This is a genomic window from Paenibacillus sp. MMS18-CY102 (genome assembly GCF_009789195.1).
Lineage (GTDB): Bacteria > Bacillota > Bacilli > Paenibacillales > Paenibacillaceae > Paenibacillus_T.
Genome location: NZ_WSTC01000048.1, coordinates 13,322 through 30,235, shown reverse-complemented (window position 1 = coordinate 30,235; position 16,914 = coordinate 13,322). Strand labels below are relative to the sequence as shown.

Below are 16,914 nucleotides of genomic sequence, written 5' to 3'. Positions count from 1 at the left end.
CGATTAGAACGCAGCATGTGACACCATCCGTTCATAAGTTATTACCACTATTATACTATATTAACGCGGTGTCGTGTTAAATTACATGCACATAAGAAAGGCTGCCGAGACTTTCTCGACAGCCTGAGGGCAGAGGAATCTGCCCTATTTGCCCTGAAGCGTGCAAAACAGCGGAATAGGGCATAGAAGCCTGCCCTATTTGCTCCGAAGCGGGGGGCGCCCGTCGCCTCCCCCCGCCTAAACTAGCTTCGCAACGTTGAAGTTGGCCGCGAGCAACTCCCAGTTCTGGCGGAATGGCGTGCCGAGCACCCAATAGCTTACCCCGCGCAGCTTGAGCGCTTTGACAAGGTTGAACTTCGCCTGAACGCTGCGTGCATCCTCGAACCATACCTCATGCTGTACCCCGTTATTGTCGTAATAGCGATAGAAGGGCGACTGGCTCGGCCCGTCGAATTGGATTTCAGCACCATAGCGCGCAGCTCTGCGAATCGCTTCTGGGTTGCTGAGCGTAGGCGCCCACTCGTTGCCTTGGACATATGGCAGCTTCCAGTCGTAACCATAAAGTGGCATCCCCATGACGATTTTGTTCGCTGGCATGACCGATAGCGCATAGCGAACGACCTTCTCAACTTCATTAATCGGAGCGACCGCACGAGGTGCCCCGCCTGACCAGCCCCACTCGTAGGTCATCAAAATAACGAAATCAACGATGGCCCCATGCGCGGGATAGTCATGGGCTTCGTAGAGGCGGCCTTTTTGTTCGGCGGTCGTTTTGGGTGCTAGGCAAGTGGAGAGCAAATAGCCACCGGGCTCAAGACGGCCTTTGAGACGGCGGAGGAAAGTGTTATAGGCCTCTCGGTCCGCCTGTGGAACGTATTCGAAGTCGATGTTGACCGCGCGATAGCCTTTTTGCTTTAGTGTGTCCAATATCGCATTAACGGTTCGATTTTGTACGCTTGCATCGGTCAATACCGCATGGGCGATATCCGAATCGAACGTGCCGTCCTTGAAGTTGGATACGACCATCATCGGCGCTATGCGCTGGGCACGGCACGTTTCCAGTAGCGGGCCATCGTTAGGGCCAGATAGGGTTCCGCTTATGCTGACACGGTAACTGAACGGGCTGAGATAGGTGAGCAGGCTGCCAACCTCTTCAACGTTTCTTCGTCCAGCGTCGTCGAATTGCTCGGTGTACGCATTCACCTCAATCGTAGGCTTGGGCGGCACAGGCAAGCGAAGCCGCTGGCCGGGATAAATGTAGAACGGGTATGTAATGCCGTTAAGCTGAGCGATCGCTTGCGGAGTGATGCCATATTGGTTGCCAATGGACCATAGGCTCTCACCTTGGTGAACAACATGCTGATTGGCTTGAAGCGGAATAATAAGCGATTGCCCGATGACGAGTATGCTGTCAATTGGAATGCCATTCGCTGCTGCAATCGCATGATCGGATACGCCGTATTGCTGTCCTAATTTCCACAATGAGTCGCCTCGCTGCAACACATGAATGAACACACCGTTTCCCTCCCCCGTTACCTTAACATTGCCATCACCTCGCTAGAAGGCGATGCCCGGAATCTATTCGCTAATGCTACTCTATTCCGGGCACGGCCTATTCTGTACTTCTTTCCTTATTCCTCGTCCTCATCAAGCAAAATAATATCAAGTATCGTCGTTTGGCCATTTATGATTGTTGGCATACGCAATGCAGTCTGTTTGCCTGGGAAAGAGAAGGCGGCGTTAGGCACGCCTGCGGTAATGTTGGTTAGTGCATACTGGCCAGCCGGGTTGCTTATGATTTGGCGGATCAAAAGATTGTCTGGCGTCACGATTTCAGCTAGCGCCATGTTGAGCGGCTTGCCGCTTGCGTCTCGGATTGTTCCCCGCAGCGTACCGAATTCCACCTGCAGTGTCAGGTCAACGCGCGTGCTGCCGCTTGCATTTGTATTGACCCCTTTAGCGACTGAGCCGAATAAAGGCGCGCTGGCCGTAACCGTATAATTGCCAGGAGGAACAGGATCGGTAGCGTAAATTCCGTTCAGATCGGTAACGGCAGTTTGCAGGACCACATTCGTGCTGGAATCGAGCACATGCAGGATGGCGCCAGGGATAGGAGCGTCATTCACATTATCGCTGGTTCTGCCGATAATCGGTGCCGCAGGCCCGGCAATATTCAGATTGGCGGACTGGGATTGCCCAGGCTTATTCGGGATAAATGTCGTCGTCGTACCGACTCCCGGAACGGTGGCGACGACCGTCTGATCGCCGACTGGCGTGCTTGGCACAACATAATCGCCGTTTTTGTCGGTTACGCCGCTTCCTCCAATGACCCCATTGCCGTCGACGATTACGACAGAGCCGCCCGGCAGAGGCCTAGAGCCAAGGCCGCCAGTTACTTTTCCATCCACTTCGGCCTTCACCTGCTGCAGCGCGAATGAGATGACGGCCGTCTCGTTACGAAGCACCAGTACGGATGTTTGCTGGGTTACGAATCCACCGAGTGAAGCTGTTACTGCATAATTGGAAGCCGCAACTTCGCCTAGATCAAAACGCCCGGTGCTGTCCGTTACTAGGGAAGCGAGCGCCGGCCCAAAATTGTTAAATTGCAGCAGTTGAATCGTTACGCCAGCCAGTGGCGCTCCGGAAGCGGCATTCGTTACTGTGCCGGCCACGCGTCCCGGAAGGGGCTGGAGGGCGAAGCTGTATCGTGTAGTCTCGCCGGGAGCAATCGTGAATCCGCCGTATTCAGCCGCATAGCCGCTTGCATTGGCAATGGCTTTGTAGCTGCCCGGCGCTAGCGAAGGGAAGTCGTACTGTCCGCCGTTGTTGCTCAATATTGTGCCAACTAATGCTCCCGTAGAGGCGTCCAGAATTTGAATTTCCGCACCGGAAATATTCGTGCCAGTTACAAGATCGCTTACGAAGCCTAAGATAGCTCCAGGCGATGGCGTTAGCTGAAGGTCGGCGGTTGCGGTCTGGCCTGGGCGCGTGACAACAGCGGCAACGCCAGTGCCGAATCCGGAAGCCGTTATCGATATGATAAAGTTGCCAACAGGCACGCCTGTAATGAGGAAAGCGCCCGCGTTATCAGTGAATGTGGATTCCACGGGTATGCCGTCGACATCGGATATGCTGACCAGTGCTCCGCTTATTGGCGCGCCTGTCGTTGCATTGCGTGCAGTGCCGCTAACCGAAGCGGCTTGTGGCGTCAATTGGATGGCAGTAAAGGCCGAAATGCCGGCTCTGACGGTGACGCCAATCGTCTCGGTCTCAAACCCCGGTGCGGCAACGGTCAAAATATATTCGTTCGGAAGCACGCCTGCGATGCGGAACGTGCCATCAGCGCTAACGAAAGCAGTCTCGATTAGGGTGCCGTCCTTCGTGAACAATTTGATTTTGACATCATTATTGCTAATCGGTTGCCCTGCGGCATTCGTCACGCTGCCATCAATAATGCCGAATAATGGATTAAGCGATACGTTAGCAATCGTAGAGCTATTGCTGAAGACGAAGGCGCCTACTGTGCCAGTTGAATAATCATTTGCTTTTACAATGACCGTATAGGAGCCCGGCTGCAAACCGCTTATCTGGTAGTTGCCAAATGGCGTAGACGTCCCAACTGCAATCGCTAGCCCCGACGCTACGTCTGCGCGAATCTCGATACTGGCGCTCGAAATCGTCTGGCCAGTTACGCTATCCGTGATCTGCCCGTTAATCGTGCCGGGGTCTGGCGTAAGGGTGAAATTGAAGTTGCTGATGGTTTGGCCTGGACCGATCGTCGTGCCCTTCACTTCATTGCTGAAGTCCGGTGCGGAGGCGATTACCGTCTTCGGTCCAACTGGAATGCCTTCGGCCACGTAGCTGCCATCGCCTTGGACAGGGCTGATGCCGCGAATCGACTCATTGCTGTTTAATACTTTGATGACAGCAGTAGAAATCGGATTGCCTGAAGGATCGAGGACGAAGCCGGTTATCGATCCAGGGTTAGGCGACAGGTTAATCGTGACATGAGTCGTCGTGTCGGCGATGACTGACGCGCCTGCAATTTGAGAAGAGAAGCCTTGTGCGGTAGCAGTCAAGTAGTAGGAACCCACCGCTTCGCCAAGGAACCCGAAGCTGCCGTCAGGGTTAGTGATGGCAGATGAGATTAAAATGTTGTTGCTGTTGAATAGCTGTATATTCGCACCGCCGATTGCAGGGGAAACTTCGCCGAGAATGATGCCGGGGTTGGGCTGCAATGCAATCGGAAGCGGCGTAATGGCATTAGAACTGACGATTGCGCCCATCGTGCCGCTCTGATAATGCAGCGCACGAACAGCTACCGTATAGCTGCCCGGCGGCAAGCCTTCGAACAAGAATTCGCTCTTGTCATCCGCGATTAAGGTAGCGACGAGGATGTTGTTGCTGTCCGTCACGCTGGCAAGGACGCCGAAGATCGGCAGGCCGGTTACGGCATCGGTTACTTGCCCTCTGATGCTTCCCGGATCCGGCAGCAGAATGAGCGAGATCGTCGATTCACTATCGGATTTTACGGCGACGGTAGCCGATGCTGTCTGGAAATTAGCTGCGGAAGCAAGAACCGTGTAGCTGCCTGGGGCAAGTGCACTCGTTTCAAAATGGCCATTCATATCGGAGAAGATGGTCGAGATCGTGACGCCGCTGCCTGTCGCGTTTTTGATTAGCACGCTTGCGCCAGCAACAGGATTGCCCAGTTGATCGACAACCGTTCCATTGAGCGTTCCCGGATCGGGCAGGAGCGAGAAGTTAGCTACGCCGCTTCCGCCAGATGGAATTGTCACGCTTTGGAAGGCGCTTTGGTAAGGGACAGCTGATACGGTAATCAAGTAAGGGGCAGGGAATAAGTTTTCGATCAAGTAGCTGCCGTTGGTTTGGCTAACATAACGCGTTACGATGAGCCCGCCGCCAACGACGTTCAGGCTGAGCGTAATAACAGCGCCTGCGATTGGATTGCCTGCATTATCGGTTATGACGCCTGAGAGCGAGCCAGGATTCGGCGTTAATACAAAATCCTCGTTCGTAATCTCGCCGGGATTGACCGTCCCGCTAAAGGAGAGGCCGCCAAATCCTTCTGCCCGGACGGATACGTAATAAACGCCAGGTGTGAGATTGCCAATGGAATAGGAGCCGTCTTCCAGCGTGGCAACCCTTGCTACGATAATATTGTTTAAGAACACACGCACGATCACATCGGCGATCGGAGCGCCAGTTATGTCCTTGACTGTACCGCTGATGCCGCCTGCCAGTTGGCTAAGCGGGACATTCAATGTCGTTGTCGCGCCAGCATTAATCGATGCGCCAATCGTGCGCCCGGCATAGCCTTGATCAGCAATGACTATCGAATAAGAGCCAGGGGCAAGCGATGAAATGGCATAGTTCCCGTTCGCATCCGTCATTGTGGTCTGCAGCGTAATGCCTTCCGAAGTGAAAACGCGAATGCTGGCTCCTGCTAGCCCGGCTCCCGTAACGTTGTCGGTAATCGTTCCTGCAAGTGTGCCTGCAAACGGTGATAACGCTGCGTTAACAACGGAGGTTTGCCCTGCTTGAATAGCAAAGCCGATCACTTGTGTGACGAACGTATCTGCTGATATTCGCAGCCGGTCATTCGTTGCTGGCGCTAACGATGCAATCGTATAGGAGCCGAGCGCGTTAGTCGTGGCGGTGGCAAGGATGCTGTTTCGGTTGTCGAGCACCTCGACCAGTGCTCCCGTGATAGGGGCCAACGTCTGCGCATTCGTAATCGTGCCCGTCACCGTGCCGGGGTTCGGCTGCAGCGTCACATTCACCGTGCGAGTCTCTCCTGCCACTAGCGTTAGTGGTGAATCTGTTGCTTGGAAGCCGTCCGCGGAGAAGCTGACGCGGTAATAGCTAGGCACGATGCCAGGCAACGTGTAGGCACCTGTCGCGTCCGTTACGGTTTGGGCAGTACGAACGCCAATCCAGTTCGTCAGCGTAACGGTGGCGCCGGCGATGCCCAACCCGCTGCCGCTTGCCCGCACTGTGCCATTCACGGCAGCAGGCACAGGGGACAGTGTCAAATTAACGGTCGCAATGTTTCCAGCAGTAATAACAACCGGTGCATTCGCCGACTGGTAGGAGGGGAAGCTGAAAGCGAGATTGTAGCTTCCGGCGGGCAGATTAGGGAAGCTGTAGACGCCTGCTGAATCCGTGACGGTCTGGCCTGCTAATGTATTGCCCGGCAAGGAGAGAATTTGAACCGAAGCCCCAACGAGAGGCAGGCCGGTAACTTTGTCGATAATCGTGCCGGTTACGCCACCAAGCACTGTGACTGTGACGGAGGAGGAACTCGCTGGTGCAGCAATTGCGCCGCCCGTAAAGCTGTCGACGCCCTTGGCGGTTTTCGTGTCGACTGTCCGGGAGCCCGATGTATTGAATTGCGCTATGGCTTCATAGGTGAGCGTAGCGTTCCCCCCAGCTACGAGATTGCCGACGTTCCAAGTCAGCATCTTCGTCGAGCTGTTGAAGGCGGTTGTGCCGAGCGATGTTTGCGTAACGGCGAACGAAATGAGCTTATCGAATTGGAACGGGGCCTGAACAAACAAGGTTGACGCCGCGCTTCTGCCGGTATTCATTAGGGTGACCGCCCCTCTGAATGACGTTTGCTGCGCAGCGATCACCGTGGTTGGCGTTACGGTTTGGGACAGTGCAATTTGGGCCCTAACGTCTCCGCCTGCAATCGTTACAGGGTCGCAAAATAACGTGCTGAGCGTCGTTCCGATTCCGATGAAATCCTTATTAAAGTTGTTCGCGTTAGTGGCGGTGAAGAACAAGAAACGAAGGCTGGATTGGTCGGTAATTCCGAGGAGCGGGAAGAATACTGACACTGGTATAAAGAAGTCGATAAAAAAGTTCTCTGTGTTTCCAAGCGCAGACCCATCCTCTGTCGGTTGGGCTCGAGCTATGTCGAAATTACAGATCGTTTCTTCATAATTTGGTTTGCCTTTGCCGTCTGTGCCTTCAGCTTGGTCTGTGAAGACGTTCGGAATTTTCACCGTATTAGCAATAAGCTGCACTTTGTTCTCCAGCCCGTTTACGAGCAGTTCCCATTCGTAAGTGGAAGGATTGTTATCCGTATCGAATAGAACGCCCCAGGCGAAGTTGCGAAAATCGCTTTTGAACCGAGGATCGGTATTCAAACGCATGCGAAAATAAACGTTGGTCCCGTCATAAGCATAATAAGCAGCAGGATATTGCGCATCGCCTACAATGTCGGTCTCGTCTGGCGACACATCTCGTACAGGGTCTACAACATTGACGTTGTTTTGCTTGAGCGGCACATATTGGGCATTACTCGGAAAGGGCATGGACAACCTCCATAATTGTATTGGGATAATCGAATGAACCTCTTTATTTCACATGTATAGGCGTCAATTCTCACTATATGAATGAAGCCGGAATACTTAGCCTGTCTGTTCGTGAAAATGTGAAAAATCGAAAACGGATGATAAGTTTAGCAATTCGTTTAAATCAATGTAAAAGACGAACTATTTCATTGTAAAACATATCTAATGTTCGTGTTTTTCCGTTGACAACCTTAGGCTGGATTGTTACACTAGAAAGGGCTCGTGAAATGTCGATTTCGCGGAGCATTTTGACTCGTATATACTCGGGGATAAGGCTCGAGAGTATCTACCCGGGAACCTTAAATTTTCGGACTACGAGCGGATGGCTAAGAGATCATCAGGCTGCTTCTTACAGGGGGCAGCTTTCGACTGTCGGCGGAGCGATGTTGTCCTTCGTCGGCAGGCAGGGCGCATGCCTTGCTCTTGCCAATTGCATCCGTACTCGTGTCCCGAAGCCTTCCTAATAATGGAGTCGCGCTTTTGGGATTTTTTTTTGCGTTTAGGACGATATTTTCATATAAAAGGTGGTTGGGATCATGTCGGCAGTAGTAGGCGTCATTATGGGCAGCAAGTCGGACTGGGACACGATGAAATTGGCTTGTGATGTTCTGGAAGAGCTAAACATTCCTTATGAGAAGAAAGTGGTCTCTGCACATCGTACGCCAGACTTGATGTTCGAATATGCGGAAAGTGCGGTGGAACGCGGGCTGAAAGTAATTATTGCAGGCGCTGGCGGTGCTGCTCACTTGCCGGGTATGGTCGCTGCCAAGACGATTCTTCCCGTAATCGGTGTGCCCGTCAAGTCGTCGAACTTGAGCGGGCTTGATTCGCTTCTGTCGATTGTCCAAATGCCAGGCGGCATTCCTGTCGCAACGGTTGCAATCGGCAATGCAGGCGGCACCAATGCTGGACTGCTGGCAGCACAAATCCTTGGTGCGTTCGATCCTGAGCTTCGCGCACGCGCAGAGGCGCGCCGCGAACGCATCAAGCAAGAGGTGTTGGCTAGCAGCGAGACGCTATGATTGTGAGTTTGGCTGACAATAAGGCACAAGGGGGAGCGAGCAGAGTGGAACAACGGAATGGGAAGCCGCTGCTGCCAGGCAGCACGGTCGGCATTCTTGGCGGCGGCCAGCTCGGCCGCATGATGGCGCTCTCCGGCAGCGCGATGGGCTATCGCTTCGTGGCGCTGGATCCGACGGAAGATGCGCCCTGCGGGCAAGTAGCGGAGCAGATCGTTGCTGCTTATAACGACCGGGAAGCAGCAAGGGAGCTTGCACGCCGCGCAGATGTCATCACGTACGAATTCGAGAATGTCGATGCAGGCGTTGCTGCAATGCTGATGGAGGAGTCGTATGTGCCGCAAGGCAGCGAGCTGCTCTACACGACGCAGCACCGCTTGCGCGAGAAGCGCGCGATTGAGGCAGCGGGCGTGCGCGTCGCGCCTTACCGGGAAATCGCCAGCGCCGGCGAGCTTCGTGCAGGCGTCGAAGCTTTCGGCACGCCATGCGTGCTGAAGACGGCAACGGGCGGTTATGACGGCAAGGGCCAATGGGTCATCCGCTCGGAAGCTGAGATTGACGAAGCTTACGAGACGTTAGCGAAGGCTGGGACGGAGCTCGTGTTGGAACAGTTCATTCGTTTCGATAAGGAGCTGTCGGTCATCGCAGCACGCAGCACGACGGGGGAAGTTAAGACGTTCCCGGCGGCGGAAAATATTCACGTCGATAATATTTTGCATCTATCGATCGTCCCGGCCCGTATACCGGATGGGGTACAGCGTGAGGCGGAAAAGCTGGCCGCACGCATCGCTGAGGGGCTTGGCGCTGCAGGATTGATCGCTGTAGAGCTGTTCTGGTCTGAGAAGGACGGGCTGTACGTGAACGAGCTTGCTCCGCGGCCGCATAACAGCGGCCACTACACGATGGAAGCTTGCCGAACCTCACAGTTCGAGCAGCATGTACGGGCAATATGCGGTTTGCCGCTTGGCGACACATCGCTGTTGACGCCAGTCGTTATGGTTAATGTGCTTGGCCAGCATGTTGCGCCGCTGTTAGAGCGCATGGCACAGCCGGATGAGGCGGCAGCAGCGCATGGCGTTGCGCCGAAGGTGCATTTGTATGGCAAGAAGGACGCTGTACACAAACGGAAGATGGGGCATGTCAACGTTTTGGCCGAGAGTACGGACAAAGCGCTGCAGTATATAGAAGACACAAACATTTGGAAGGTGTGAAGGTACGATGTTGGAGCGTTACAGCAGGCCTGAGATGAGAGCGATCTGGACGGAAGAGAACAAGTTCAAAGCATGGCTGGAGGTTGAACTTTGTGCATGTGAAGCGTGGGTAGAGCTGGGCGTTATTCCCCGCGAGGACGTAGAAGCGCTGCGTGCAAATGCAAGCTTCGATATCGACCGCATTAACGAAATCGAATTGGAAACGCGCCATGACGTAATCGCGTTCACGCGCGCTGTATCCGAAACGGTTGGTCCTGAGCGCAAATGGGTGCACTACGGCCTGACGTCGACGGACGTCGTAGATACGGCTAACGGCTACCTGCTTCGCCAAGCGAACGAAATCCTTCGTGCTGACATCGAGCGCTTCATCGGCATCCTGCGCGACAAAGCCGTTCAGTACAAAGATACGCCAATGATGGGCCGTACGCATGGCGTTCATGCAGAGCCGACAACATTCGGCCTGAAAATGGCGCTGTGGTACGAGGAAATGAAACGGAACCTGGAGCGCTTCGACCATTCGGCTGACGGCGTTCAATATGGCAAAATTTCCGGCGCAGTAGGCACGTACGCGAACATCGATCCGTTCGTTGAAGAATTCGTATGCCGCAAGCTGGGCACGAAGCCTGCTCCAATCTCGACGCAAACGCTCCAACGCGACCGCCACGCGGAGTACATGGCAACGCTGGCACTCGTAGCAACATCGCTCGACAAGTTCGCAACGGAAATTCGCGCACTGCAAAAATCCGAGTTCCGTGAAGTGGAAGAGCCGTTCGCTAAAGGACAAAAAGGTTCGTCCGCAATGCCGCACAAACGCAACCCAATCGGCTGCGAGAACATGTCCGGCCTGGCTCGCGTTATCCGCGGCCACATGCTTTCCGCTTATGAGAACGTGCCGCTCTGGCATGAGCGCGACATCAGCCACTCGTCCGTTGAGCGCATCATCCTTCCAGATGCTACGATGCTCTTGAACTACATGCTGAACCGCCTGGGCAACATCATTGCGAACCTGACGGTATTCCCGGAAAACATGAAGCGCAACATGATGTCGACATACGGCGTGCCGTTCTCCGGCCGCGTTATGACGAAGCTGATCGACAAGGGCTTCAGCCGCGAGCAAGCGTACGATACGGTTCAACCGCGCGCGATGCAAGCATGGGAAACGCAACGCCAATTCCGCGATATCATCGCAGAAACTGAAGAAATTACGAGCGTCCTGTCGGCTGATGAGCTCGACGACGCATTCAACCCAACGTGGCACCTGAAGCACGTTGATACAATCTTCACGCGTTTGGGCCTCAACTAAGGTACTAAATGCGCGCAGCGCATGAGCTAAGCTCTTCGCCGCGTCCCGCCAAGGGACGACTCGCAGCGCGAAGCCCTCTAGACACGCACAACGTAGAGCGTGTCCCGAAGGGACGACAAGCGGCTCACAGCACAACCGAACTCAATCGCACCGAGCTCAATCGAGCGGACGTGTACACATATTTATGTACGCAACAAGGAGAGCGGGTCCCGCCAGGGACGAAAAGCGAGGACACGCTCCACAAGTATCAAAGCAGCGCCCTTCCGGAGCCCAGAGGATGGAATCCTCTGGGGCCCTCCCTTCTAGGGAGGGTTTGGGAGGGTAGCGGGGGAAGGGGAAAAATTCATGCAAGCTTTATCAAGCGCAGTTGACTACATCAAAGCGCCGCTCGTATACAAAGGCAAAGTGCGCGAGCTGTACGACCTGGGCGAGCACTTCCTGATCGTCGTAACCGACCGGATCAGCGCATTCGACTACGTGCTCGACCCGGCTGTTCCTGAGAAGGGCAACGTGCTTAACAGCCTGTCGGCCTTCTGGTTCGAGCAGACGGAATCGATTCAACCGAACCATGTCGTGCATACGGATGTTGCTAAGTTAGGCGATATCATCACGGAGCCAGAGTTGCTACGCAACCGGATCATGGTGACGAAGAAAGCAGAGCGCATTGATATTGAATGCGTTGTACGCGGCTATATCACAGGCGGCGGCTGGAGACAATACCAGCAGACGTCGGCGATTAACGGCATTTCATTGCCAGAGGGCCTGCGCAAAAACCAGCGCTTCGAGCAGCCGATCTTTACGCCTGCGGCGAAGAACGACGTTGGCCATGACGAGGATATTCCATTTGAGAAAATGGAAGAGCTCGTCGGCGCAGAGCTTGCAGCTGAATTGCGCGACCGCAGCGTGAAGCTGTATGAGTTCGCACACAGCTACTGCGCAGAGCGCGGCATCGTGCTCGCTGACTGCAAGTTTGAATTCGGGCTCATCGATGGCAAAGTTATTCTTATCGATGAAATTTTCACGCCGGACGCTTCCCGTTTCTGGGCGGTGGACAAGTTCGAGCTCGACACCGAGATCGACAGCATGGACAAAGAACCGGTACGGACCTATCTCTTGGGCTCCGATTGGGACAAAAACAGCAAGCCGGACCCGCTGCCATCAGAGGTAGTAGAGGAAACGACGCGTCGTTACCTGGACATTTACCGTCGCCTGACGGGCTCCGACTTGAGCTAAATAGATAGCATTAATTAGAGTTGCGGATTTCAGAATGACCTTATTATCCTTTAGGAGGAATCACGACATGAAAGCAACGGTTTACGTGACGATCAAGGAAAACGTATTGGACCCGCAAGGAACTGCTGTTCAAGGCGCGCTCCACACAATGGGCTTCGCAGAAGTAGGCAGTGTACGCATTGGCAAATACCTCGAGCTGCAACTGGACACGAACGATAAAGCAGAAGCAGAAGCGCAATTGAAAGCAATGTGCGAGAAGCTGCTGGCGAACACGGTCGTTGAAGACTATCGTTTTGAACTGGAGGGCTAAGACGTGAAATTTGCGGTAATCGTATTTCCAGGTTCCAACTGCGATATCGACTGCTACAAAGCGGTAGAAGATACGATTGGACAAAAGGTCGACTACGTATGGCACACAGCAACGGACCTGTCGAGCTATGACGCGATTCTTGTACCGGGCGGTTTCTCTTATGGCGACTACCTGCGCTGCGGCGCAATTGCACGCTTCGCACCGGTTATGAACGAAGTTGTGAAAGCTGCTGAGCAAGGCAAATTCGTTCTCGGCATCTGCAACGGGTTCCAAATCTTGACGGAGGCAGGCCTGCTGCCAGGCGCACTGCTCCGCAACGAGAATCTCAAATTCCGCTGCCACAGCACGCTGCTTGAAGTCGTGAACAACGGTACGGCATTTACGAACCAATATTCGCAAGGCGAGATTATCGATATTCCGATCGCGCACGGTGAAGGCAACTACTACTGCGATGATGCGACACTGGCACAGCTCAAAGCAAACAACCAGATCGTATTCCGCTACAAAGCGGGCGCGAACCCGAACGGTTCCGTAGAAGACATCGCAGGCATTAGCAACGAGCGCGGCAACGTGGTCGGCATGATGCCGCATCCAGAGCGCGCGATTGACCAAATTCTTGGCTCGGAAGACGGCAAACGCATGTTTACGTCGATTTTGAACGCATGGAGGGAACAGCATGGCGCAGCAGTTAACGGCTAAGGAGCCAACAGCAGAGCAAATCGCGGACCAAAAGATCTACCAGCAATTCGGTGTCAGCGACTACGAGTACGAGCTTATCTGCGGATTCCTCGATCGTAAACCGAACTATACGGAAATCGGCGTATTCAGCGTTATGTGGTCGGAGCATTGTGCATACAAAAACTCCAAGCCGATCCTGAAAAAATTCCCGATCACGGGACCGAAGGTACTCATGGGGCCGGGCGAAGGCGCTGGCATCGTGGACATCGGCGACAACCAAGCGGTTGTTTTCAAAATCGAATCGCATAACCATCCATCGGCAGTTGAGCCTTACCAAGGCGCTGCAACGGGTGTAGGCGGCATTATCCGCGACATTTTCTCGATGGGCGCACGTCCAGTAGCGCTGCTTAACAGCCTCCGTTTCGGCCGTCTTGAGAATGACCGCGTTAAATATTTGTTCGAAAATGTCGTTAGCGGCATCGCCGGCTACGGCAACTGTATCGGTATCCCAACGGTAGCGGGCGAAGTCATGTTCGACGAGAGCTACGAGGGCAACCCGCTCGTTAACGCAATGTGCGTCGGCTTGATCGATCATGACAAGATCCAACGCGGCGTCGCGAAGGGTGTAGGCAACCCAGTATTCTACGTCGGCCCTGCAACAGGCCGCGACGGCATTCACGGTGCGACGTTCGCCTCCGTTGAGCTGTCCGAAGAATCCGAAGAGAAGAAAACAGCCGTGCAAGTAGGCGATCCATTCATGGAGAAGCTCGTTATGGAATCGACGCTTGAGCTGATCAACTCCGGTATCGTTGTCGGCATCCAGGACATGGGCGCAGCGGGCCTCACTTGCTCTTCCGCAGAGATGGCTTCCAAAGCAGGCAACGGCCTTGAGCTGTACCTCGACGAAGTGCCACAGCGCGAGAAAGACATGACGCCTTACGAAATGATGCTCTCCGAGTCGCAAGAACGGATGCTGTTCGTCGTTACGCCGGAAAACGAAGCGCAAGCGAAAGAAATTTTCGAGCGTTGGGGCGTAATTTGTACGAAAGTCGGCAAAGTAACGGACGATGGCCGCCTTCGCTTGTTCCACAAAGGCGAGCAAGTGGCGGACATGCCGGTTAAAGCGCTCGTTGATGAGTGCCCAGTATACGAGAAGCCATCGAAGGAGCCTGCTTACTACAGCGAGTTCGCGAAGATCGATACGGCTGCTTATCCAGAAGTAACGGACCTGACGGGCGCGCTGAAGCAAGTGCTTGGTTCCCCGACAGTGTCGAGCAAAGAGTGGGTTTACAACCAATACGATTACATGGTTCGTACGAGCACGGCTGTTCAGCCAGGTTCGGACGCAGCTGTCGTAACGATTCGCGGCACGCGCAAAGCGCTCGCGATGACGACGGATTGCAACGGCCGTTACGTATATCTCGATCCAGAAGTAGGCGGACGCATCGCAGTAGCGGAAGCAGCGCGCAACATCGTGTGCTCCGGCGCTGAGCCGCTTGCTGTAACGGACAACCTGAACTTCGGCAGCCCGGAGAAACCAGAAGTATTCTGGCAAATCGAGAAAGCGGCTGACGGCATGAGCGAAGCTTGCGTAACGCTCGAAACGCCGGTAATCGGCGGCAACGTTTCCTTGTACAACGAGAATGCAAAAGGCGCAATCTACCCAACGCCGGTAATCGGCATGGTTGGCCTGGTGCATGACATCGACCATATTACGACGCAATCGTTCAAATCCGAAGGCGACGTTATCGTTCTCCTCGGCGAGACGAAAGCAGAGCTTGGCGGCAGTGAGCTGCAATACGTACTGCAAGGCAAGTCCGAAGGCCGTCCGCCGCAAATCGACCTCGCAGTCGAGAAGCGTACGCAAAGCGCTGTGCTCGCAGCAATTCGCGCAGGCCTCGTCGCTTCGGCGCATGACCTGTCCGAAGGCGGCATCGCAGTAGCGGTAGCAGAATCCTGCTTCGGCACGAAGCTGGGCGCTGATGTGAACATCGCAACGGAATTGCGCGCTGACCTTGCATTGTTCAGCGAATCGCAATCGCGCATTTTGTTGTCGGCGAAGCCAGACAGGGCCGCTGAACTGCAAGCATTGCTCGCAGAGCAAGGCGTAGTGCACGCAGCAATCGGTACGGTTACGGGCGTAGGCTCACTCAAGGTTAACGTGAACGGCAAACCAGGCGTTGCGGCGCCGGTTGCAGAATTGGAGAAGGTCTGGAAGGAAGCGATCCCATGTCTCATGAAGTGAAGCAGCCGTTAACGCTGTGGACTGGAGACCATTACAACGAAGGCATTGGACGAGACGATATTTTTGACAAACTGCGTGAGGAGTGCGGCGTGTTCGGCGTGTTTAATTGCCCGAACGCGTCCTCCCTCTCGTACTACGGCCTGCATGCGTTGCAGCATCGCGGCGAGGAAAGCTCGGGCATTTGTACGGTGGAAAGCGACAATCCCCGGAATTTCAACTATCACCGCGGCATGGGCCTTGTGAAGGAAGTATTCACGCAGGATGTGCTAGAAACGCTAACAGGTGACCGTTCAATCGGCCACGTTCGGTACTCGACCTCGGGCGAGAGCCGCTTGGCCAACGCGCAGCCGTTGATTTTCAAATATCGTGACGGCGATCTTGCGATTGCAACGAACGGCAACATCGTCAATGCGCCGGAAATTCGCCAAGAGCTCGAGCGTAAAGGATCGATTTTCCAAACGTCGAGCGATACGGAAGTTATCGCCCACTTAATCGCACGGTCGGAGAAGGATTTCGTAGAGGCAGCTCGCGACGCGCTTGCGCGTATTGTTGGCGGCTTCGCCTTCCTGATCATGACCAACGACAAGCTGATCGTCGCATCGGACCCGAACGGGCTTCGCCCGCTCGCAATGGCGAAGCTTGGTGACGGCTATGTGTTCTCGTCGGAGACTTGCGCATTCGAAGTTATCGGCGCGGAATTCGTGCGTGACATTTTGCCAGGCGAGATGCTCATTCTCGACCGCGAGGGCATGCGTGAGGAACGGTTCGCAAACAGCGGGCGCCCAGCGGTATGCGCGATGGAGTATATCTACTTCGCACGCCCTGACAGCGACATTCATGGCGCGAACCTGCACATGACGCGCAAGCGGATGGGACAGCGCCTCGCGCTTGAATCGTTCGTCGATGCGGATATCGTCACAGGCGTTCCGGATTCTTCGATCTCTGCTGCGATCGGCTACGCCGAGCAGACAGGCATCCCTTATGAGCTTGGGCTTATCAAGAACAAGTACACGGGCCGGACGTTCATCCAGCCTTCGCAAGAACTTCGCGAGAAGGGCGTTAAGATGAAGCTGTCGGCGGTTCGCAAAATCGTCGAAGGCAAGCGCGTCGTCATGATCGACGATTCGATCGTACGCGGCACGACATCGCTTCGCATCGTCAACCTGCTCCGTGAAGCTGGCGCGACGGAAGTCCATGTACGCATTACTTCGCCGCCATTCGCGAATCCTTGTTATTATGGCATCGATACGCCAGACCGCAAGGAACTGATTGCGTCGTCGAAGACGGTAGAAGAGATCCGCCAAGCGATTAATGCCGACTCGCTCTATTTCTTAAGCGATGAAGGATTGGTCGACACGGTCGGCATCGGCAACGATATGGAAGACAGCGGGCTTTGCATGGCTTGCTTCAACAACCATTATCCAACGCCGGTTGACGAAGAGTCGGATAAGAGCTGCAGCTGCTAGCATCACGCAGAACGGATTTATTCGTTTGTTTCACTATAGCGCCCGCCTCGGCGGGCTTATGATTTTA

The 16,914-nt window shown here is 54.6% G+C and carries 10 protein-coding genes and 1 riboswitch; of the genes, 8 read left to right on the top strand and 2 right to left on the bottom strand.

Going from position 1 to position 16,914, the window contains the following annotated elements:
• Positions 1–237: 237 nt before the first annotated feature.
• On the bottom strand, positions 238–1,515 hold the full coding sequence (locus GON22_RS23810; RefSeq protein ID WP_160398591.1) for a glycosyl hydrolase family 18 protein: 1,278 nt from the start codon (positions 1,513–1,515) through the stop codon (positions 238–240).
• 116 nt (positions 1,516–1,631) lie between these two features.
• Positions 1,632–7,343, bottom strand: a complete 5,712-nt coding sequence (locus tag GON22_RS23805; RefSeq protein ID WP_160398590.1) for a beta strand repeat-containing protein — start codon at positions 7,341–7,343, stop codon at positions 1,632–1,634.
• 272 nt (positions 7,344–7,615) lie between these two features.
• A riboswitch (purine riboswitch) is annotated at positions 7,616–7,717 on the top strand.
• Between the two features lie 201 nt (positions 7,718–7,918).
• On the opposite strand from GON22_RS23805, the gene purE reads away from it, so the two are divergent.
• The 8 genes from purE (at position 7,919) to purF (ending at position 16,847) form a co-directional block, all read left to right on the top strand.
• Positions 7,919–8,404 (top strand): 5-(carboxyamino)imidazole ribonucleotide mutase, encoded by a 486-nt coding sequence (gene purE / locus GON22_RS23800; RefSeq protein WP_160398589.1) that lies wholly within the window; start codon positions 7,919–7,921, stop codon positions 8,402–8,404.
• A 44-nt stretch (positions 8,405–8,448) separates the two neighbouring features.
• A complete protein-coding gene (gene purK, locus GON22_RS23795; RefSeq protein WP_160398588.1) occupies positions 8,449–9,612 on the top strand; it encodes a 5-(carboxyamino)imidazole ribonucleotide synthase in 1,164 nt (387 codons plus the stop codon).
• Positions 9,613–9,619: 7 nt separating this feature from the next.
• Positions 9,620–10,915: an adenylosuccinate lyase gene (gene purB / locus GON22_RS23790; RefSeq protein ID WP_160398587.1), complete on the top strand. Its 1,296-nt coding sequence runs from the start codon at positions 9,620–9,622 to the stop codon at positions 10,913–10,915.
• Between the two features lie 345 nt (positions 10,916–11,260).
• Positions 11,261–12,148: a phosphoribosylaminoimidazolesuccinocarboxamide synthase gene (locus GON22_RS23785; protein WP_160398586.1), complete on the top strand. Its 888-nt coding sequence runs from the start codon at positions 11,261–11,263 to the stop codon at positions 12,146–12,148.
• A gap of 67 nt (positions 12,149–12,215) precedes the next feature.
• A complete protein-coding gene (gene purS, locus GON22_RS23780) occupies positions 12,216–12,458 on the top strand; it encodes a phosphoribosylformylglycinamidine synthase subunit PurS (protein WP_160398585.1) in 243 nt (80 codons plus the stop codon).
• A gap of 3 nt (positions 12,459–12,461) precedes the next feature.
• Positions 12,462–13,157 (top strand): phosphoribosylformylglycinamidine synthase subunit PurQ, encoded by a 696-nt coding sequence (gene purQ / locus GON22_RS23775; protein ID WP_160398584.1) that lies wholly within the window; start codon positions 12,462–12,464, stop codon positions 13,155–13,157.
• Complete coding sequence (gene purL, locus GON22_RS23770; RefSeq protein ID WP_160398583.1) at positions 13,135–15,381, top strand: phosphoribosylformylglycinamidine synthase subunit PurL; 2,247 nt, start codon at positions 13,135–13,137, stop codon at positions 15,379–15,381. Before purQ ends, purL begins: the two co-directional genes overlap by 23 nt.
• Entirely contained in the window at positions 15,366–16,847 is a 1,482-nt protein-coding gene (purF, locus tag GON22_RS23765; protein ID WP_160398582.1) for an amidophosphoribosyltransferase, read from the top strand. The genes purL and purF overlap by 16 nt, the downstream gene beginning before the upstream one ends.
• Positions 16,848–16,914 lie beyond the last annotated feature (67 nt).

Excerpts from the sequence above, each read along its gene's own strand:
- GON22_RS23805 (WP_160398590.1), bottom strand. The coding sequence starts at position 7,343 with ATGCCCTTTCCGAGTAATGCCCAATATGTGCCGCTCAAGCAAAACAAC.
- purE (WP_160398589.1), top strand. The coding sequence starts at position 7,919 with ATGTCGGCAGTAGTAGGCGTCATTATGGGCAGCAAGTCGGACTGGGAC.
- purB (WP_160398587.1), top strand. The coding sequence starts at position 9,620 with ATGTTGGAGCGTTACAGCAGGCCTGAGATGAGAGCGATCTGGACGGAA.
- GON22_RS23785 (WP_160398586.1), top strand. The coding sequence starts at position 11,261 with ATGCAAGCTTTATCAAGCGCAGTTGACTACATCAAAGCGCCGCTCGTA.
- purS (WP_160398585.1), top strand. The coding sequence starts at position 12,216 with ATGAAAGCAACGGTTTACGTGACGATCAAGGAAAACGTATTGGACCCG.
- purL (WP_160398583.1), top strand. The coding sequence starts at position 13,135 with ATGGCGCAGCAGTTAACGGCTAAGGAGCCAACAGCAGAGCAAATCGCG.
- purF (WP_160398582.1), top strand. The coding sequence starts at position 15,366 with ATGTCTCATGAAGTGAAGCAGCCGTTAACGCTGTGGACTGGAGACCAT.